Annotated in this window: 16 protein-coding genes and 1 tRNA gene; 7 read left to right on the top strand and 10 right to left on the bottom strand. The window is 40.3% G+C overall.

The window, feature by feature from the left end; translation table 11 throughout:
• Nucleotides 1-2 precede the first annotated feature (2 nt).
• From ABD930_RS07180 to ABD930_RS07145, 8 genes are all read right to left on the bottom strand, one after another.
• A complete protein-coding gene (locus ABD930_RS07180) occupies nucleotides 3-764 on the bottom strand; it encodes a phosphate ABC transporter ATP-binding protein (RefSeq protein WP_345231055.1) in 762 nt (253 codons plus the stop codon).
• Nucleotides 761-1,603, bottom strand: a complete 843-nt coding sequence (locus ABD930_RS07175; protein WP_345231054.1) for a PstA family ABC transporter permease — start codon at nucleotides 1,601-1,603, stop codon at nucleotides 761-763. The genes ABD930_RS07180 and ABD930_RS07175 overlap by 4 nt, the downstream gene beginning before the upstream one ends.
• A 1-nt stretch (nucleotide 1,604) precedes the next feature.
• Entirely contained in the window at nucleotides 1,605-2,486 is an 882-nt protein-coding gene (pstC, locus tag ABD930_RS07170; RefSeq protein WP_345231053.1) for a phosphate ABC transporter permease subunit PstC, read from the bottom strand.
• Nucleotides 2,483-3,427: a PstS family phosphate ABC transporter substrate-binding protein gene (locus ABD930_RS07165; protein WP_345231052.1), complete on the bottom strand. Its 945-nt coding sequence runs from the start codon at nucleotides 3,425-3,427 to the stop codon at nucleotides 2,483-2,485. Before ABD930_RS07165 ends, pstC begins: the two co-directional genes overlap by 4 nt.
• 9 nt (nucleotides 3,428-3,436) lie before the next feature.
• Nucleotides 3,437-3,832, bottom strand: a complete 396-nt coding sequence (locus ABD930_RS07160; RefSeq protein WP_345231051.1) for a winged helix-turn-helix transcriptional regulator — start codon at nucleotides 3,830-3,832, stop codon at nucleotides 3,437-3,439.
• 133 nt (nucleotides 3,833-3,965) lie between these two features.
• A tRNA-Cys gene (locus ABD930_RS07155) sits at nucleotides 3,966-4,036 on the bottom strand.
• A gap of 10 nt (nucleotides 4,037-4,046) precedes the next feature.
• On the bottom strand, nucleotides 4,047-4,853 hold the full coding sequence (locus ABD930_RS07150; protein ID WP_345231050.1) for a phytanoyl-CoA dioxygenase family protein: 807 nt from the start codon (nucleotides 4,851-4,853) through the stop codon (nucleotides 4,047-4,049).
• A gap of 324 nt (nucleotides 4,854-5,177) precedes the next feature.
• Complete coding sequence (locus tag ABD930_RS07145; protein ID WP_345231049.1) at nucleotides 5,178-5,957, bottom strand: SDR family NAD(P)-dependent oxidoreductase; 780 nt, start codon at nucleotides 5,955-5,957, stop codon at nucleotides 5,178-5,180.
• A 338-nt stretch (nucleotides 5,958-6,295) separates the two neighbouring features.
• On the opposite strand from ABD930_RS07145, the gene ABD930_RS07140 reads away from it, so the two are divergent.
• Nucleotides 6,296-6,640, top strand: coding sequence for a helix-turn-helix domain-containing protein (locus tag ABD930_RS07140; protein WP_345231048.1), 345 nt, complete (start codon nucleotides 6,296-6,298; stop codon nucleotides 6,638-6,640).
• A gap of 30 nt (nucleotides 6,641-6,670) precedes the next feature.
• Here the strand turns inward: ABD930_RS07140 and ABD930_RS07135 are convergent, their stop codons facing one another.
• On the bottom strand, nucleotides 6,671-6,997 hold the full coding sequence (locus ABD930_RS07135) for a hypothetical protein (RefSeq protein ID WP_345231047.1): 327 nt from the start codon (nucleotides 6,995-6,997) through the stop codon (nucleotides 6,671-6,673).
• Nucleotides 6,998-7,039: 42 nt separating this feature from the next.
• Nucleotides 7,040-8,029, bottom strand: a complete 990-nt coding sequence (gene mgrA / locus ABD930_RS07130; RefSeq protein WP_345231046.1) for an L-glyceraldehyde 3-phosphate reductase — start codon at nucleotides 8,027-8,029, stop codon at nucleotides 7,040-7,042.
• Between the two features lie 726 nt (nucleotides 8,030-8,755).
• On the opposite strand from mgrA, the gene bioB reads away from it, so the two are divergent.
• From bioB to ABD930_RS07100, 6 genes are all read left to right on the top strand, one after another.
• On the top strand, nucleotides 8,756-9,814 hold the full coding sequence (bioB, locus tag ABD930_RS07125; protein WP_345231045.1) for a biotin synthase BioB: 1,059 nt from the start codon (nucleotides 8,756-8,758) through the stop codon (nucleotides 9,812-9,814).
• An 881-nt stretch (nucleotides 9,815-10,695) separates the two neighbouring features.
• Nucleotides 10,696-12,210 (top strand): hypothetical protein, encoded by a 1,515-nt coding sequence (locus ABD930_RS07120; protein WP_345231044.1) that lies wholly within the window; start codon nucleotides 10,696-10,698, stop codon nucleotides 12,208-12,210.
• Between the two features lie 474 nt (nucleotides 12,211-12,684).
• On the top strand, nucleotides 12,685-13,251 hold the full coding sequence (locus tag ABD930_RS07115) for an RNA polymerase sigma factor (RefSeq protein WP_345231043.1): 567 nt from the start codon (nucleotides 12,685-12,687) through the stop codon (nucleotides 13,249-13,251).
• Nucleotides 13,252-13,342: 91 nt separating this feature from the next.
• Entirely contained in the window at nucleotides 13,343-14,548 is a 1,206-nt protein-coding gene (locus ABD930_RS07110; RefSeq protein WP_345231042.1) for a FecR family protein, read from the top strand.
• A gap of 209 nt (nucleotides 14,549-14,757) precedes the next feature.
• Nucleotides 14,758-18,030 carry a TonB-dependent receptor gene (locus ABD930_RS07105; protein WP_345231041.1) on the top strand — a complete coding sequence of 1,091 codons (3,273 nt, stop codon included), beginning with the start codon at nucleotides 14,758-14,760 and terminating at the stop codon, nucleotides 18,028-18,030.
• Between the two features lie 51 nt (nucleotides 18,031-18,081).
• Nucleotides 18,082-19,656, top strand: coding sequence for a RagB/SusD family nutrient uptake outer membrane protein (locus ABD930_RS07100; protein ID WP_345231040.1), 1,575 nt, complete (start codon nucleotides 18,082-18,084; stop codon nucleotides 19,654-19,656).
• Nucleotides 19,657-19,671 lie beyond the last annotated feature (15 nt).

Raw genomic sequence — 19,671 nt, 5'->3', positions numbered from 1 at the left:
TATTAGCTAATAAAACCTTTTACGTATTCTTTCGTCAGTTGCTTTTTGGGATTCAGTAACACTTCTTCTGTTGGACCAAATTCAATAATTTCGCCCATATATACAAAAATAATGTAATCGGATACACGACGAGCCTGCCTTAAGATATGCGTAACCAAGACAATTGTATAACTTTCTTTGAGCCGGATAATGAGATCTTCGATGATCTTAGTTGAGATGGGATCGAGTGCAGAAGTAGATTCATCACCCAATATAATTTCGGGTTCTACAGCCAAACCTCTTGCCAGACAAAGTCGCTGTTGCTGCCCTATAGAAAGCGCGTTAGCTGACCCATGTAAACGGTGTTTCACCTCCTCCCATAAACCTACCGCCTTAAGATAGCGTTCTACCAATCCATTTAAGTCTTTCTTGGATCTTGTTCCATGTATCCGCGGGCCATAGGCAACGTTATCATAAATAGACATCGGTAAAGGAAAGGGCCGCTGGGCCAGTAGTCCCATTTTTTTCCGAACATGGGTTACTTCCGTTTGCGGTGCATAAATATCTTCACCATCAACGAGTACACTTCCGCTAATATTAATGTTCGGAATATCGTCTAACAAGCGGTTAAGGCTTTTTAATAGTGTGGTTTTCCCACAGCCCGACGGACCGATGATGGACGTCACGCATTTATCTGGAATATTGATATTGATATTTTTCAATAAATGATGATCACCTATTCGCACGTTTAAATCTTTTACCGCTATATGTGGCGTTTGTGTCATTTTTTGTCTACTTTTTTAGTGGATAGCAATAGGCTGATCACGACAATAATCAAAATAAAAATAGTAAGGATTAAGGCAGAAGCATAAGCCCTACCCTGCACTTCGGGTATGGGACTGCTTAATTGAAAAAATATAGCTAAGGGCAAAGTGGCAGCCGGCTCATGCAACGAAACAGGAATATTATCGCTAAATCCGGCTGTAAACATAACGGCCGCGACATCACCTACCCCCCTACCAAAAGCCAATAAAACTGCTGTCCACATTCCCTTCCTAATCTGAAGAAAATAGACTTTGGCCATTTCCCATCGTGTAGCACCCAATGATAAAGTTGCTTCCTTTAAATCCTTCGGCACTTGCACAATGATTTCATCTAAGGTACGCACCATAATCGGTATCACCAGCAAGGTTACGGCAATAATCCCGCCCAGCAAGGAAGTCCGCACACCAAGATAAACCATTACGCTAAAGGCAAATGCACCATAAACGATTGAAGGAATACCAAAAAGCACGTCAAAAGACAACTTAGCAAATCGAACAAATCGGTTGGATGGTTGGAGATAAACGTTTAAATAAACGGCAATAGGAATGCTGATGAACATTCCCAATACCGTGGCGCCACCAGCCACATAGATAGAACCGATAATGGCGTTAAGCATGCCTCCTGAACGGCCAAAATAGTAGCCACCATCGGGAATTTTACTCACCATATCCCAATCCAAATAAGGCAATCCCTTGAACACAATTGTCCCCATAATGGATAACAAACAGCAAGCGACCATGATAGTGGAAAATACCATCAATCCCTTGATTATTTTTTCTTCAATTTTTCGTTTGCGCATATTATTGAGTTACTTTTTGAAGGATCAACCGAGAAATCAGATTAAAAATCAAGATGATAAGAAACAATAGAAAAGCGGAAAACATTAATGCAGCGTCGTAAAGCGGCACCGATAACATTTCGCCGAAGTTATTCGCCAATAACGCTGGTAATGGATAAGCTGGATCAAAAATGGAATGGGGCGAAATCGGCACATTGCCACAGACCATCAATACGGCAATCGTCTCCCCAAAAGCTCGAGAAATAGCTAATACAACCGCTGCGATAATACCTGGTAACGCCTTTTTTAGTATTACTTTTTTAATCGTCTCCCATTTCGTAGCGCCAAGTGAAAGAGAAGCTTCCTTCAATTCTTTAGGAATCGTTTGCAGTACTTCAACAATGATGCTGACAATCAATGGGAAAATCATTACGGCAAGAACAATCCCACCTGCCAAAACAGTAAATCCCGTTGAAAACTCGACAAAAAAAGGTGCTATATAGTGTTGCACTAGGGGTACGATAAAAAAAATGCCCCACACCCCATAAATTACTGGAGGAATACCGGCCAAAATATTCACCACTGGCACAAAAAGATTTCTGAACCGGGAAGGTGCATATTCTGATAAATAGATACCTGTAAGTAAGCATATGGGAGCGGCGATCACAATGGCAATACCCGTTACCCACAATGTTCCCATAATAAAAGGAAGAAAACCAAATTCACCCTTTAAGGGCCTCCAACTTGTTGAGCCAATCAATTCCGTCAGTGCGTGATTTTGTAAAATAGGTAACGAACGCCAATACAAGCCCAAACCAATGGCTACCACTAAGGATACTGCCAGCATCGCGCAAATAAGCATTCCAATACCCGTTATTTTATCTTTAAACAAACGTAACGTCATTCGATTTTGGTTAATTCTTGTTCAACAACAGCTTTATTCAAGCGCACATAGCCATTTTCCGGTAAACGAGCCTGCCCTTGAGGAGATAAAATATAGTTCAGGAAAGCAAGTAAAATTTCATTTTGAGGTTTACCGTGAAAAAGTAAGCCAAGCGTTCGTGCCGGAGGTGCAGGATAACGGCCATCTCCTATCGCCGCATTTAAACTGTCCAAGCTTTGGTAAAAAAATTCATTTTTGTCAACGCGTCCGTTACCATTCCAATCAATTGGCAATATTTGTACTTCCGGCTGCGGCTTCCTTGTTTTCAAGTTATATACATAATTAAGATTACTGAATCCAATGGATAATGGATCACGCATAATTGCTTGGGCCTGTCCAGGATCACCAAAGACTCCAATACCCAGCAAATCTTCTTGCGAAGCGTCTAAAAATTTTGCCCAAGTCTCCGCTGCACCCGCCGCATCTGAGCGCACATAAACGTGCATATCATAAGCGTGGTTTATTCCGCTCAACTGATCCCAGCGGCCAATTTTCCCTTCCAAAAAAATAGCTATAAATTCATCTCTAGTAATTCCTCGCGTGGCAAGCTCCTTTGCTGCAGGATTATTTACATTGCAGGTAGCCACCACAGCATCGTTAGCTACATTAATCAAATAACCTCCTTTTTGCACCTCTTCCGGATGAATATCGCGCGATACCATCCCAATATCGACCATATCCGATAAGACGTCTGCAATCCCCTTACCGGCACCACCAGCTGATATATTAAACCGTACATTAGGATGTTGTGCTTTAAAATCCTGGCTCCATTGAATCATCATCGGATAAAGAGCAAAAGCACCCGAAATAGCAATGGTTTCCTGTTTCTCTACTCGATTGTTGGTACGATTACAAGCCAATAGGCTCACTAGTAAAGCACATGCTAATAACTTAAGGTTCATGCACATCTTCTACATAACTTCATGAGACCAATCATTGGGTTGACTTTCTAAAAATGCCTCTTTATACCATGCACACCAAGAGGTGAGTTCCCGGATAACGCCATTTAATTTCCACGCGATTTCAGTCAATTGATAATTGACAAGCAATACCGGTTCGTCATAAACCAAGCGTTTAACTAAACCATCTCGTTCCAGTTCTTTCAATTCTTTCGATAAAGCCCTTGGGGATATACCGATTACGAAAGTTTTTAACTCATTAAAACGTTTATCGCCATGTGTCAACGCCAAAATAAGCTTTAGCTTCCATTTTCCACCGATGGTCTTTAAAACCTCATTCATGGTAATTAATTCTGTTGCAAAATGCTTTTCGTTACCTATTTTAAGATTATTATCCAATCTCCCCATATGATGTCTATTTTTTATGAACCATGGAAAAACAGGGGGTAAAGGTAGTAGAAAAAAATTAAAATCTATTATACAGATAGACTTTAAGTACAAAATTATAAAACGACTCGTAAAAGCATTCAAGAATTCAGGGAGGCCGTGAGCAGATTCGAACTGCTGTAGAAGGTTTTGCAGACCTCAACCTAACCACTCGGTCACACGGCCTTCTTTTAAGCTATTCAACTAAACCAGCAAACCGCTGATAAAGTAATGTTGGACTATTTTCGTTTTTTGGAGCATATTTACCTGCGATAATCGGTATATAAATCACCCTCCTTCTACTTACTTCTCCAAAAACTGTAGATTTTGCTACCCGATGCCAAAGTCGGCCATCATGGATGGTTAGATCACCTGCCTCAGGAAGAATGGCTAATTCATTGGGATCACTATCATGTGATAAAAAATATTTCTTCCTGAACAACAGCTGATATAGATTTTGCTGATGTGTTCCCGGCAAGATACGTAGACCACCATGTGCAGCACCGAGCGTACTCAAATGAATCCCTACATTAAGCATAGGATTTAATTTAGCACCTTGAAAAATGTCACGTAAACCATCCGTATGCCAGCCCATTTGGGTAAACTTGCTATGCGGTCCGTTGATATAATGATTAAAGACCATACCATCTTTTTCATGTGTTCCCAAGCGGGCTCCCGGACCAGCGAGTGGCAGCAATTGTTGCAGACGAGGATCAAGCGACAGTTCCTCTAAAACTGGATGATGCTGATTAATAAACGCAAAACGCTGTACAATCTTCCGTTCGTCTAGATCAATCCCATATTTAATAGGGACACCATTAACTTTTTGTACACGCTTTTCAATCCATTTTGCTTCTACTTCTTTAGCGGCCTTAATAATTGAGGCAACCGCGTCGGTATGGATGAAATTTTTAAAATGAATAAAACCATTGGTCTTGAAAAAGCTAACCTGTTCTGCGCTGAGCGCACCGGTAAAGTGAAAGGTTTGATAGGTAGTAACCATACAATAAAAATTAAGAAATTGAACCGATTTAATTAAAGGAAACACCGCACTGGTGTTGGAAAATAATGCAAGATTAACAACAACACCCATCCATGCGATGCAGGCGCATTCGCATAGTTATGATCGTATTCAAAGGGTTATTGTGTTGCTTCATTAAAGTCTATTATTTTAGTAGACTTTACAAAAGTAAGCAGATAATTTAATTTTCCAAATTTTTCGCTAAAATAATCGTGATGAATATCACTAACCTTTCTGCTTTCTTAATCAGGTAAAATCACGAAAAGCCAAGCATTCTTAAGCGGTAGAAATGAGGATGAATGATCATTATCTGATTTTATAAAGTCTCGCTGCTACCCGTTCTACCAGTTTCTTCGGTAATAGCCAATCACCAAATTTTTGCAGTTTATTTAAAAAACCTGGTACAATTTCTAGTTGACCTGCTAACATGTTTTTCACAGCCTGTCTCGCTACAACTTCCGGATCCATGTTATACTGCTTACTTAAATGTGCTAAAGCCTGCATACCTGCCCGATCAGTAAACCCGGTATCCATTGGTCCCGGACAAAGGCAGCTTACCTGAATACCTAATGGCTTCAATTCATGATAAAGTGAGCGACTAAACGATAATACATAAGCTTTTGTAGCGGCATATACCGCCAATGTTGGTACTGCCTGATAAGCCGCTGTGCTAGCAATTTGCAAAATATAGGCGGATTTGTTCTTTTTCAAAAAAGGCAACAACATATAGGTAAGCGCAGTTAAGGCGTTCACATTTAAATTGATCATATTCCGTTGATCCTGTAGTCCTAACATTTCAAAGTCACCCCAAAGACCATAGCCAGCATTATTGATCAGTATGCCAATAGATAAATTTTGCGCTGTACAATAGTAGTTTAGTGCAGGAATTGCTTCTTCTGTGGAAAGATCTATACTATATACTAAAACCTCAATACCATAAGATTTTGTCCACTCAGCTTTTAGCGCCTCTAACTTATCGCCAGATCGGGCCAACAATAATAGGTTATATTTTCGCTTTGCTAATTCTATAGCAATATATTTTCCTAAACCTTGACTAGCGCCTGTTACCACAGCATAGGTATTCATAGCTTATTCATGCTTTAATTGTTAACCTTTGATCATCAAACTTAGCTAAAAAATTTCCAGATAGAACCACCTCAGAAAGAACAAGTGTCAAATCTTAACAAAAATAATAAAGTCTATTTGTTTAGTAGACTTTATTATTTACCTTTGTACATGATCATTTCAATTGCAACACAGGTAAAAGGGAAATGTATGCTACAGATGTGTCCATAACAACACATTTATAGAACGTTGGTTTTACCTGAAAAACCCATCGACGTTCAGCTGATGGGTTTTTTAATTGGTAACAAAGAACTTAATATGACTTTAAACGATTCATCATGTAACCAAATCCGAGTAAAATGACAACTAGCGAACTACTACAACGTATAAAAAGTCAACGTAAGTTAAAAGGCCTATCCCAAGCGGATATGGCCAATAAACTAAATATTGTTCTTAAAACCTACCAAAACATTGAAAGTGGGATAACCCGGCTGGATATTGAACGATTGAAACAGATTTCCTACCTCATTGATCTGGATTTAAGTGCTGTTTTCCAAGCGTCAGCTGATGAAGAGAAGGCAAAGGACTCGGAAAAAGAATGGTATAACCGCCTACTCATTGAAAAAGAATCCTATATCGCCAAGTTGGAAAATGACATCAAGTTTTATCAGGAAATCATTCGTGAGGGTAAACCAACTTCATGAACGGAATTGGAAACGTTTTGTTTTCTACAGCTATAGAGACATCAGATAGCTCAATAATGCTGTATTATTTACGTGTTTCAAATTTAAGAACTCCCGTCGATTTTTCTCCAAATCTTCGTAGCTCATCGCACTAATTTCACGCGGATCGAAAGACAGCATGCTTTCGGGTTTACCTTTTTTCACTATCCCTATACCAAAGTCGCAATCAAACACTTGTACCTGTAAATCTTCTCTTATTGAGCGAAAATGCACAATAGCCTTCCAAACATCGCCATGCCAAGTGCCATTCCATGTTTTGCTGGCCGACTTCCCGTCAACAGAACGATTAACAGTAAAAATAGCAAAAGATAGCGACATAACGAAATCATATTCATGCGATGGTCTCTTAATTTAGCAACATCACGTCTTTAAAATTCGATCAATAGCCTGCAATTCTTCCGCTTGAAAAGACGGTGACGCCAAAGCCTTTACCGCATCGCTGATTTGCTCAAGCCTGCTGGCTCCCAATAAAACAGACGTAATCCGTTGATCTTTTAAGAGCCAAGCGAGCGCCATTTGTGCCAAACTAGTACCTCGCTTTTTTGCTAGATCATTCAATGCCCGGATTTTCGCTAATTTGTCCTGGGTAATATGACTCGGTGTAAGAAAGCCAAGCGATTTAGAGGCCCTTGACCCAGTTGGTATTCTATCCAAATATTTATCCGTGAGTAAACCTTGCGCCAAAGGTGAAAACGGAATACAGCCCACCCCATTATTTCCCAACACATCCAATAGCTCCTCTTCTACCCAGCGTTCGAACATGGAGTACTTTGGCTGATGAATTAGCGGGGGTGTTCCCAGTTGTGCAAATAAGCGCAATGCCTCTGCCGTTTGTGCAGCGGTATAATTGGATAGACCAACATACAAAGCCTTTCCTTGGCGAACAATTAAATCGAGTGCCGAAATGGTTTCCTCCAAAGGGGTATCCGGATCAGGGCGATGATGGTAGAAGATATCCACATAGTCTAATTGCATTCGTTTTAAACTTTGGTCTAGACTGGCCATAAGGTATTTCTTGGATCCCCAATCACCATAAGGTCCATTCCACATGGTATATCCAGCTTTAGTAGAGATAATCAGCTCATCACGATAATCCTTAAAATCCTTTTTCAGTATACGTCCAAATGTTTCTTCGGCAGAACCGGGGGGTGGCCCGTAATTATTGGCAAGGTCAAAATGAGTAATACCGGTAGAAAAAGCAGTGCGTATAATTTTTCGGCAAGTGTCGAAAGCATCTACTTCGCCGAAGTTATGCCACAAACCTAAGGAGATGGCTGGCAGCAATAGACCACTTTTGCCACATCTTCTGTAAGTCATTTCTTGATAACGGTTGCTATTAAATGGTTCCATGGAATATATAAACATTACTAATAAACTAAACGACCAGTAGTTAAGGGTGTTACCGGTGTTTCCAAAGGTATTCTATTATGCTTTATTGGCATAGAAATATTTTGCAATGCCGGTAAAACATATTTCGCAAACAGCTTACTTTCTTCCAATAAAGGGTAGCCAGAAAAATAATGACTGAAAACACTAACCTGTCGGGCACATAGATTTGTGAGAAAATTGTCGAGCGCTAGTCGAAGAAAACATGCGTCATTTAACATTACAATACAAAAATAAGTTAAATTGCTTCTTTGGAATAGGTGCGTGCAGATGTGACAATAAATAGGGCAGACTGCGATAAACATTAACAATTATGCTGACGAAAAAAGCCGAATAAGCGCTAATACTACTTAAAATTCCTTCCTTATAAAAGATGGGCGTATGTATCATCCGCTATAGACAACAATCCCTTGTTACATTGAACTAGCGCTGACTACCACATGGATAACTTCGCCTTTAATCTGTAGCGGGTCTTCGACTATTAGGAGGCGCGAATGTAAGATTTCTCTAGGATGTTCCCGAAAACATTAGCCAATAAAACCAAATTGCATATGATTGTGTGTATTGCAGCATAAAAATAAAAATTCACCCCCCATAGGCAGATTGTCTTACCGGACTACTGATATAATACTATCCGGACTACTTAAGCTATCTTATCTCTCATTAGTTTTACCCGGAAATAAAAGAAATATGGATATTGAAGCAATTGAAACCATTTACCATAGGCCGCTTTGGGATTTAGTGTTTGAAGCGACAACAGTACACCGTCAATATCATGATCCAGAAAAAATTCAGATCAGTTCTCTCATCTCCATTAAAACTGGCGGTTGCCCCGAAGATTGTGGCTATTGCCCACAAGCTGCCCGTTACCATACTGGAGTAAAAGCGCATCGGCTAATGTCTGTTCAGGAAGTGAAAGAGAAAGCCGAAAAGGCACGTAGCCAAGGGGCCTCCCGTGTCTGTTTAGGAGCTGCCTGGCGAAATGTGAAAGATGGCGCAGAATTTGACCAGGTGTTGGAAATGGTACGTACTGTTACCAACATGGATATGGAGGTCTGCTGTACCCTAGGCATGCTGACAGAAACCCAGGCAAAGCGTTTAGAAGAAGCTGGATTATATGCTTATAATCATAACCTAGACAGTTCTCGGGACTTCTATGAACAAATTATTTCCACAAGAAGTTACGACGACCGGCTTCAGACCATTCAACATGTCCGAAAGACCTCAATAACCCTCTGTAGTGGCGGCATCATCGGAATGGGCGAAAGCATACGAGATCGTTTCGAAATGTTACGTGTACTGGCAAATTTGACTCCACAACCGGAAAGTGTGCCCATTAATGCCTTAGTAGCGGTAGCGGGAACGCCTTTGGAAGATCAACCAACCGTAACATCGTTTGAGCTGATCCGGATGATTGCAACTACTAGGATCGTATTGCCCCATACACAAGTTCGTTTGTCGGCGGGCAGAGCATCCCTAAATCCGGAAGCACAGACGCTTTGCTTTTTAGCAGGCGCTAATTCCATCTTTTTGGGAGACAAACTATTAACTACTCCCAACCCCGATCAGCAAACCGACAAAAAATTACTGGAAACATTAGGTTTAAAACCTCAGGAACCCTTTTCTGCCGTTGCTAAAAGAGCGGTAATAGAAGCGGAAAAAAGTAAAATTCATCCATTAGGAGAGCATCCCAGATGGTCGCGGCCTCCTATCACTATTGAAAGAAATGAAGCTAAATCTCTTAAATAAAAGAATAATTATATCGTCTATTTAAGCCATATTAACCGGAAAATAATGTGCGATACAGGTGATTCAGGATACCGAAAACCTCACCATAGGAATAAAACAAAAGGGCTATTAAATATATTACGCAAATAACATAAACATGCCATTGGCAATGTAATGAAATATACTTTATTCAATTCCACTTGCATTTAAACTTTACCCCGGATACACTCATATGATATCTTCTATTTAAAAAGGGTTAATAGGGGGTTAACAGAGGTATAACAGAGTATTTACTTAGCTATTATCTCTGTTAATCCACTATTTCCTCTAAATAAATCATGTTTCAATCCTTTTTTTATAGTACCTCCGAATAGAATAGGACCTGGGGAGATCGGAAAGGATCAGGCATAATAAACAGTTATAGACCAGAGCATCATTACAATAGCAAAGCATCATCGATGCATTTCGGCACACCGTCATGGAAAGGGTTTCGGATAGCGTATATTTTGGTGCAATTGTGCCTATTTTTCTATTGGAGGTGCCTAAAAAGGCGCATCGCAATGACGCGTTTTTAGTTTTACAGAGACTTTTTAGACGCTACTATTTATTCCAATAAAATACTATACCTTATTTTCCCCTAACCATCATCAACAACTAAATCAAGAAAATTTTCCATTTACTTTATGCTATTTTTAATTTTATGCTATCTTTATTCTTAAATCAATTTGCTTTATTGATATAAACGAAAATATTTCAGCGTGTCTTTTCAGTAAACGATGATTCCTTATTTGTAAATTTCTGATAATCAATATTTTCTTTGCAATAATATGGTTACTTACAATTTCAATGGTGTTAAACGATTTTATGGATTTCGTAGCATCTACCCAGTATTTTTAGCATTTATGGTATTGTTTTTAGGCTCGTGTTCAGAGGAAACACCACCTATAGACCCAGCAGATGATTCAAATACGGATTCCATACAGAAGTCCGTTCAAGCCACAGCTACACCTTCCAGCTTGGGAGGATTGTTTCTATATGGCTCCAATATGGGAGCCTATTCAGGCTGGTCTGATCAACAGGTGGCTGAACTGTTAATGGGCAATTCGGCAAGAAATATTGCGGGAGCAGGAGTTAACAGTCTGCGTCCAGCCATGTATGATTATTTTGTGCAGCAATGGGGTTATAACGTGCGGTTAGATGCTTTTGAAACGTACAGGCAATTGGGTGGTAAAGATCATACGATCTTTCTCAACGGACCTTCGGAGGCGCATAGAGATCAAACACGGTATTGCAATGGTATTCAATCGCAAACGTTTGCTAATTTATATGAACCCATATGGTCGTCAAAGGGAAAGGTGAATACCAAGAATTATTATGCTAACTATGTTTACAATGTAGTCAAAACCTACGGTCCCTATGTAAAATATTGGGAGGTTTGGAATGAACCAGACTATACCGATAATTGGGCGGCCACCCAAACTTGGGCCAAATCAGATCCTAAACCCTGTGATCTACCTAATTTTTCTGCTCCTATTCAAGCATATGTACGCATGCTTCGGATTACCCATGAGATCGTTGAATACTTAGATAAGGATGGCTTGGTTTGTGTAGGCGGCTTGGGTTATCCCGGCTTTCTGGATGCTATATTACGAAATACCGATAATCCTAATAAAGGAAGCGTAAATACCAATTATCCCAAAAAAGGAGGCGAGTGGTTTGATTGTTTAAGCTATCACGTATATCCGATGTATGATTTGGGAAGTAAACGAAATTCAGATGCAGCGGCAGCAGCGGTAGTCACCCATAAGAACGAATTTCAGACGGTGCTGAATAAATATTCCTATAACGGAACGTCCCATCCCAAAAAAACATTTATTGTCACAGAAGTTAATATCCCCCGCAAAGCCATTAACGGCTATATTGGAGGCAATGACGTGCAACGGAACTTTTTAATCAAAGCAGCGATCCTTGCGCAAAAGGCCGGTATCCGTGCACTATATATTTATGGTCCTGCTGAAAGCGCACCACTGGCACAGGCTACAGCGCCGCATCAAGCGATGGGTTTCTACCAAAACATCACCTCCGGCCCATATCAAGCAACCATAACACCAGGAGGCATAGCATGGCGCACCGTTAGTCGTTTATTAAAGTCCCGACAATATGATCCGACCAAAACGGCTAATTTACATTTGCCTTCCAACGTTGATGGTGGTGCTTTTTATGCTACCAATGATAAAAGTTATATGTATGTATTGTGGGCCAAAACCAACGGCACATCGGAAACCGCAACAGCAAAATACAGTTTTCCGGCATCATTCAATATTAAAACGGCTAGTCAGTTCAGCTGGGAAAATAAGCAAAGCCATGTATCGGGCACCATTGCATTAACCGGATCGCCTGTATTTATTAAACCCTAATTTGGTTTGGCTCTTTCGAGTACTAACCTTTTCTACAAGGTATAAAGCCTTGCAAATATGCCTTAGTGGCCACCAGAAAATAACATAAAAAACCAAAGCACCTGATGGGCAGGTGCTTTGCGCTAACCAATTATAAAACCTAATATGAGAGAGAAGAGACTTAAACTATGACACAAAGGTATAAAAAAGTCTAGTAAAACACTATACTTTTTTTATTTTTTTTATTCGCTGCTAAAAAGCGCCTTTTTTTCCATTTTTACTACTTGCTGATTAGGAATCTAATTCGTACTAACTCCCTATTTTCTTCGGCGTTCTACCAGATATTTTACAGGTTTTTACCAGGTTTTCATCAGGTAAACCTGATAAAAACCTGTTGAAACCTGATGAAAACCTGGTAAATGGTCGAAGTTGGTAGCTTGTTAATACACACAAGTTTAATTATGTTTGCATACAATAAACCAACGTGCTAACCTAATGGATTTTGAGGAACAAGAGTTGATCTTACAAGTTTCAAGAGGCGATGAACACGCCTTTTCCAAGCTTTTTCATCGTTATCACCGACATCTAGGAGCATTTATCTATAAAATGACGGGCTCTTATGAATTAACTGAAGAAGTTATCCAAGACGTTTTTTTGAAAATCTGGTTAAATAAGGAACAGCTAAAAACGGTTAGTCATTTTAAAAGTTATTTGTTCACTGCTTCGAAGAACCATACGATTAATTACTTAAAACAAGAAGTCCGGAAAAAAATACAACAGCAGCAGTGGGAAAAGGAAACGGAGATGCATGCTACAGAAGAACAACTTTCATACCACCACTTCTTGCTCGATAAAGCCATTAACTTACTTCCGCCCCAGCAGCAGAAAGTATATATGCTCAGTAAGCATGAGCGCCTAAAATATACCGAGATAGCCAGCCGTATGGGTATTTCCAAAGAAACCGTAAAGAGTTATCTAAAATTAGCCACCAACACCATCATCAGCTATGTAAAAAAACACAGCTATCTCCTGCTGCTGGCGCTTACTCGAATAAAATTGTAATTTTATTTTTCGTTTTACCCCCCTTTTTCTATTTTTTTTGTCTTATCTATTGGGTAAGCTTTTATTGCCACCAAAACCATTATTGCTGAGAATGAACAGACCTTCTTTAAGATTTTCCATTTTATTACACCGTTACCTGGATAAAACGGCCACAGCGCTAGAATTACAGGAATTAATGGATTTATTAACAACACTTCCAGAAGAAGAGGTAGCATGCATTTTAGAGCCAATCTATCAAGAAACAAAGGAAAGTCAGCTTCCAGCAGAGCACTTACGAAGTGAAGAACTCCTTCAAAATATCTTTCAACAGACTACTCAACATCAGCAACGCAAACGCACCTATATCCAGCGAAACAAAACTTGGATGCTTCGTATGGCAGCCGCAGCGGCCATTGTCGGACTGACTTTTAGCCTAAACTATATTTTTAACCATTACCAATCACATACTCCAACTAAGGAGCTGGCGCAAAAAAGTTTACCGAATGATGTCGCTCCAGGGGGCAACAAAGCGACGTTAACATTGGCAAACGGCCAGGTTATCGTATTAGATACCACCAAAAATGGCATTTTAGCTCACCATGGTGGCATGGAAATAAAGAAAATTGCCGATGGAAAGCTCGCTTTTCGTATACCAGCTAATACCAAAGGCCAACAAGCCTTTACGGAGACCAATACCATCTCTACGCCTCGTGGTGGGCAATATCAAATTACACTTCCTGATGGAAGTCAAGTGTGGTTAAATGCCGAAACCACGTTAATATTTCCTTCACAATTTGATAAACAGGAACGAAAAGTTGTATTAAATGGTGAAGCCTATTTTGAAATCGCAAAGCACGTGAAAAAACCTTTTAAGGTGATTAGCAACCATATGGAAGTGCACGTGTTGGGTACTCATTTCAACTTGACGGATTACGAGGATGAGCGTAAACCAAAAACCACCCTTGTTGATGGAAGTGTTCGGATCAAGAGTGGGAAGCAGGCACAGCTTCTAAAGCCCGGGGAACAGGCTGTATTAACAGCTGATAAACAGATAAAACTGGTAAAAAATGTGGATATTGAAACGGAGATTGCATGGAAAAATGGCCTTTTCCAGTTTAAAGATGCAGGAATTGAACAGGTAATGAACAACATTGCCCGATGGTATAACATCGAAGTAAGCTATACCGGAAAAATCAATAAAAAATTACTTAATGGAAAAATCTCTAGAGATGTAAACCTCAGCGAACTGATGAGCATGTTAGCTTATACGGGTGTACACTATGAAATCCAGGGAAGAAAAGTAATTATAAAAAACTAACCTGTCTATTTAGCGAAAAGACAGATCCATTTTTTTGTTCACTAAAATGTAAATTATGAAGAAATATTTTCCAATCCAAACGTAAGCTAACCCTTTCAAGGAGAACGTACCAAACAAAAACGGGAAGTGCTGGAACCACTCCCCGAAAAAAGTTTGAATTCTCCCGTATTGCTAGAACAATAGTGTTAAACCAAACTCAAACAAAAGTAATGAATTTTATTTCAAAGGCCGTATTACGCACGAGCCCTCTCCTTCAACAATTACTATTGACTATGAAACTTACCGCTTTTTTAATGTTATGGGCACTCCTTCAGGTAAGTGCAAAAAGCTATAGTCAAGGAATTACCCTAAATGAAAAAAACACATCGGTAGCTAAAATTCTCCAATTAATCGAAAAACAAAGTGGCTACCACTTTTTATTCGACAAAATTGACCTAGAAAAAGCAGGAACGATTTCCGTTCAGGTGAACAATGTTCCGATTGAAGAGGCACTTAAAAAAAGCCTGGAGAATCAACCCTTGTCTTTCAAAATCATCCGTCAAACCATTGTACTTAAACGTTCGCCAAACCCTGCTCCTGAACAAGCCCCCTTACAGCTAAGCATAACGGGTAAGGTGAGCGACGAAAAGGGTCTGCCACTTCAAGGCGTTAGCATTAAAATAAAAGATACGAACACCGGCACGACCACCAATGCCGACGGTATGTATAAAATTAATGTTCCCAGTGCAAATGCCGTGCTATCTTTTAGCTACATTGGCTATGCAAGCCAGGAAATAGCCGTCCATGAACAGGCAACAATCAACGTGATTCTGAAAGAAGACAACAATACCTTAAATGAGGTGGTTGTTGTGGGCTATGGAACACAAAAGCGTGAACAGATTACTACCGCCATTGCGAGTGTCAAATCCGAAGATTTTGTGCAGGGATCTGTAAAGGACGCTGCCCAATTGATTCGAGGTAAGGTAGCGGGACTAAACGTTGTCTCTCCTGATGCCAATCCTGTAGGTAATGCACAGGTGAATTTGCGAGGTGTACCCTCTATATTGGCAGACGCTTCGCCTTTAGTGCTCATTGATGGTGTACCAGGAACCCTGTTTACAGTAGCTCCAGAGGATATCGAATCAATCGATATTTTAAAAGACGGTTCGGCAGCAGCCATCTACGGTACGCGCGGCACCAATGGCGTTATTCTGATCACGACTAAAAAAGTAAATGGTGAAACACCGGCAACCATCGACGTGAACACCTATTTTACCACGCAAACCATCAGTCGCAAATTAGACTTCATGAACGCTTCCGAATACCGCAAACGAGTAGCTGAAGGTAGGCCTGGTGCTACAGACTATGGTTATGAAACCAATTGGTTAGACGAAATTACGCAAACACCCCTATCGCAAGTATACAACGTAAGCCTTAAAGGAGGAAACAAGAACACCAATTATATCGCCAATTTAAACTACAGAAGTATTGAAGGAATTATCAAACGTTCGGATAATCAAGTGCTCTTCCCCCGTATTGAATTTAACCATACGATGTTTGATGGCAAATTAAAAATTAACGCCAACATTAACGGCTACCAACAAAAATATTTCTCGGGAGCCGATGGTACGAGCTTCCGCGGAGATGTTTACCGAAATGGACTGACCTTCAATCCCACCGATCGGTTAAAAGATGATAATGGCGTTTGGATAGAACACATTGAAAAAACGGATTACATGAATCCAGTTGCCCTACTGGAAGAAACCGACGGGCTTATTCAAAACAATAATTTCAGGACATTTGGCAATCTTACCTACACCCCTATACAAGATTTTAATGTTAAGCTGTTATTGTCCAGAGATCTTTATAATAGCACCAGAGGGTATTACGAAACAAAGAAACATTTTTCAACCATTCACGACAAAAAGAACGGCTACGCTTCTAGGGGAACAACACGCACACAGGAGGATTTATTGGAACTGACGGCCGATTACCATAAAATTTTCAATCAGCATGAGTTTACGGCACTTGCTGGTTATAGCTGGCGCAATAATAATTTCCAAGATTATTGGATGCAAAACTGGGATTTCCCGACAGACGATTTTTCCTATAACAATATGCTGGCCGGCTTAGCGCTAAAAAGAGGTGAAGCACCTGAAAACTCGTCACAGACGGAAAACAAATTGGTAGGCTACTTCTTTCGTTTAAACTATAATTATAAAGAAAAATACCTGGCAATGGCCAGTATTCGTCACGAAGGTTCTTCGAAGTTTGGAAAGAATTACAAATGGGGGAATTTTCCGGCCATATCTTTAGGCTGGAATGCCATCCGCGAGGATTTTCTTTCCGATATAAAACCATTAAGTAACCTTAAAGTCAGAGCCGGTTTTGGTATAACGGGTACTGAACCTACTGATCCATACCGATCACTCAATTTGGTGAATTTCGACAAATACAGTTTAGTCGACGGAAAATGGATCCAAGTGGTCAATCCCGACTTAAACCCTAACCCTGACTTACGCTGGGAGAAAAAAGAAGAGTTAAATATTGGATTGGATTATGGCTTTTTCGACAACCGAATTTCAGGATCTGTTGATTATTACCGCCGTACCACCAAAGATCTTTTGATGGATTACCCAGTACCTGTACCGCCTTATCTGTACAATACCATTCGTGCCAATGCAGCTTCTATGCGGAATACCGGTCTGGAAATACAACTCAATGGCTTGCCTATACAAACGACAGATTTTCAATGGCGAACATCGGTTAACTTTTCGACGAACCGAAATAAAATCCTCTCCTTATCCGACAAAAATTTCCAATTGGCCAGCGGATACTTTGACGCCGGAGGAACGGGTGAACCGATTCAACAGACGACACATCGGGTACAGGTAGGACAACCCATTGGTAATTTTTACGGATTTAAAACGATTGATATCGACGATAATGGCTATTGGATTATCGAGGGAAAAGACGGCAACCCCAAACCCATAGCCGACCAACAAGCCGATGATAAACAAATCATTGGTAATGGTCTCCCTAAATATTATGCCAGTTGGAATAATACCTTAGTATATAAAAATATAGATTTGAATATTACCATGCGTGGTGCCTTCGGATTCCAGATTCTGAACATGCCTGAAATGTTCTACGGCAATCCCGTCATGTTAACCCGCGGCAATATCCTAAATTCGGCCTACGACAATGTTTACGGTAAACGTCCGTTAGCCGATGACCAATCGTTAAACTACGTTAGCTACTATATTGAAAATGGCAACTATTGGAAAATCGATAATGTAACGCTGGGTTATAATTTACCTGTGCAAAGCAAATATGTTAAAAGAATCCGTTTGTATGGTTCCATTTCAAATCTAGCCACGATCACCGGTTATAAAGGCATCGATCCGGAAGTGAGTATTTCGGGCTTAGCACCTGGAGTTGATGATAAAAATCGATATCCATCAACCACCAGCTATACACTGGGCGCATTTTTAACCTTCTAATTCCGTTGTTTTATGAAAACCATGACTTTAAGATATTTTACCTGCATATGCATGCTTCTCTTATCGGTTTCAGCATGTAATAATAATTTAGATGAAGTGTTATATTCCGATATAACCGACGATCAACTCACCTATACCAGCGTATATCAAGCCACAGGTATTCTGTATGCCAACATGCGCGAATTCTTTGATCACCACAATTGGGCAGGCGTTCAGGAAACTTCTTCCGACGAATTGGTGATGCCCGCTAATGCCTCTGGCTGGGATGATGGTGGAATTTATAAACGCATCCATTTACATACTTGGAACTCCGAAAACGTACAAATGGATGCTATGTGGAATAGCTTTTATAAGGGCGTTATTAATGCCAACCGCTTGCTGGATTTAATTGAAAGCGATAAAATTCCCATGCCTGATGGCGTTAGCAAAGAAAGCATCTTGGCCGAAATAAGAGTTGTCCGGGCATTTTACTATTGGCTCATTTGCGATAACTTCGGAGATGCGCCACTCGTAACCGAGGTTACGACCGAACTGCCTGAAAAAAGTTCCAGAGCCGACATGTATCAATTTATTGTTGCGGAGATCAATGCGGCCTTACCCGACTTAAGCGAGGAAAACAATCAACTCCTATATGGACGCTTCAATAAATGGGCAGCGAAAGCACTTTTGGCTAACATCTATCTGAACGCCGAAGTATACACGGGCACACCTGCCTGGGAAGCATGCGCCACACAATGTGATGATATCATCCATTCAGGAAAATATAGCTTAAGTGCCAATTTCAGGGATATTTTTGCAACAGAAAATGAACATTCGCCTGAAATTATATTTGCTATCCCTTTCGATGAAAATGTTGCTACCGGTTTTTTCTTTCATATGTTTTCCTGGCATGCTTCGCTAAAGGCTAAGGCCGATATGCAAGCGACGCCTTGGGGTTCTGGATCCGCCATGGCTATTGCTCAGTTTATTGACACCTACGATCCTGCGGATAGTCGTTTAGCAGATACGTGGTTAATGGGACCACAATTTGCAGCCGATGGAAAAACACCCCTTCTTGGCGCCTATGATCAGGCAGGTAAACCCTTAGTTTTCACCAAAGATATTCCCAATGGTTTATATACCGGCGAATCTGAAGGTTACCGCATGAATAAATTTACGGTTAAAATGGGAGCTAAAAACGACTTAGATAATGACTTTCCATTTTTCCGGTACGCCGATGTTTTGTTAATGAAAGCCGAATGCTTATTACGTCTTGGAAGTGCTGAAGAAGCGGCTACTTATGTTAGCCAAGTGAGGAATCGTGCCTTTAAAACCAATCCAGACAAAGCCAAGGTTACCGGCGCCCTGTTACAACAAAATAGTCAATACCATTACGGTTACGTAGAGAACTATAAAATTGTAAATGAAGGCAATACTACGCCTGTACAGTTTGGGCGTATGTTAGACGAGTTGGGTTGGGAATTTGCATGGGAAGGCCATCGCCGTCGGGATATGATCCGTTTTGGGATTTTTACCACGAAAAGTTGGCTTTCGCATAAACCGAATGGTGATTATCGGATTACCTTTCCGATTCCGCAGCAAACCATTAACTCCAATCCAAATTTAACACAAAATCAAGGTTATTAATACGTATATTCCGAT

This window comes from Olivibacter ginsenosidimutans, from assembly GCF_039542865.1.
Lineage (GTDB): Bacteria > Bacteroidota > Bacteroidia > Sphingobacteriales > Sphingobacteriaceae > Olivibacter > Olivibacter ginsenosidimutans.
This window is presented reverse-complemented; position numbering and strand designations above follow the sequence as displayed.

Bases quoted from the DNA above. Each gene is read 5' to 3' on its own strand.
- ABD930_RS07180 (WP_345231055.1), bottom strand. From the start codon at position 764: ATGACACAAACGCCACATATAGCGGTAAAAGATTTAAACGTGCGAATA.
- ABD930_RS07175 (WP_345231054.1), bottom strand. From the start codon at position 1,603: ATGCGCAAACGAAAAATTGAAGAAAAAATAATCAAGGGATTGATGGTA.
- pstC (WP_345231053.1), bottom strand. From the start codon at position 2,486: ATGACGTTACGTTTGTTTAAAGATAAAATAACGGGTATTGGAATGCTT.
- ABD930_RS07165 (WP_345231052.1), bottom strand. From the start codon at position 3,427: ATGAACCTTAAGTTATTAGCATGTGCTTTACTAGTGAGCCTATTGGCT.
- ABD930_RS07160 (WP_345231051.1), bottom strand. From the start codon at position 3,832: ATGGGGAGATTGGATAATAATCTTAAAATAGGTAACGAAAAGCATTTT.
- ABD930_RS07150 (WP_345231050.1), bottom strand. From the start codon at position 4,853: ATGGTTACTACCTATCAAACCTTTCACTTTACCGGTGCGCTCAGCGCA.
- ABD930_RS07145 (WP_345231049.1), bottom strand. From the start codon at position 5,957: ATGAATACCTATGCTGTGGTAACAGGCGCTAGTCAAGGTTTAGGAAAA.
- ABD930_RS07140 (WP_345231048.1), top strand. From the start codon at position 6,296: ATGACAACTAGCGAACTACTACAACGTATAAAAAGTCAACGTAAGTTA.
- ABD930_RS07135 (WP_345231047.1), bottom strand. From the start codon at position 6,997: ATGTCGCTATCTTTTGCTATTTTTACTGTTAATCGTTCTGTTGACGGG.
- mgrA (WP_345231046.1), bottom strand. From the start codon at position 8,029: ATGGAACCATTTAATAGCAACCGTTATCAAGAAATGACTTACAGAAGA.
- bioB (WP_345231045.1), top strand. From the start codon at position 8,756: ATGGATATTGAAGCAATTGAAACCATTTACCATAGGCCGCTTTGGGAT.
- ABD930_RS07120 (WP_345231044.1), top strand. From the start codon at position 10,696: ATGGTATTGTTTTTAGGCTCGTGTTCAGAGGAAACACCACCTATAGAC.
- ABD930_RS07115 (WP_345231043.1), top strand. From the start codon at position 12,685: ATGGATTTTGAGGAACAAGAGTTGATCTTACAAGTTTCAAGAGGCGAT.
- ABD930_RS07110 (WP_345231042.1), top strand. From the start codon at position 13,343: ATGAACAGACCTTCTTTAAGATTTTCCATTTTATTACACCGTTACCTG.
- ABD930_RS07105 (WP_345231041.1), top strand. From the start codon at position 14,758: ATGAATTTTATTTCAAAGGCCGTATTACGCACGAGCCCTCTCCTTCAA.
- ABD930_RS07100 (WP_345231040.1), top strand. From the start codon at position 18,082: ATGCTTCTCTTATCGGTTTCAGCATGTAATAATAATTTAGATGAAGTG.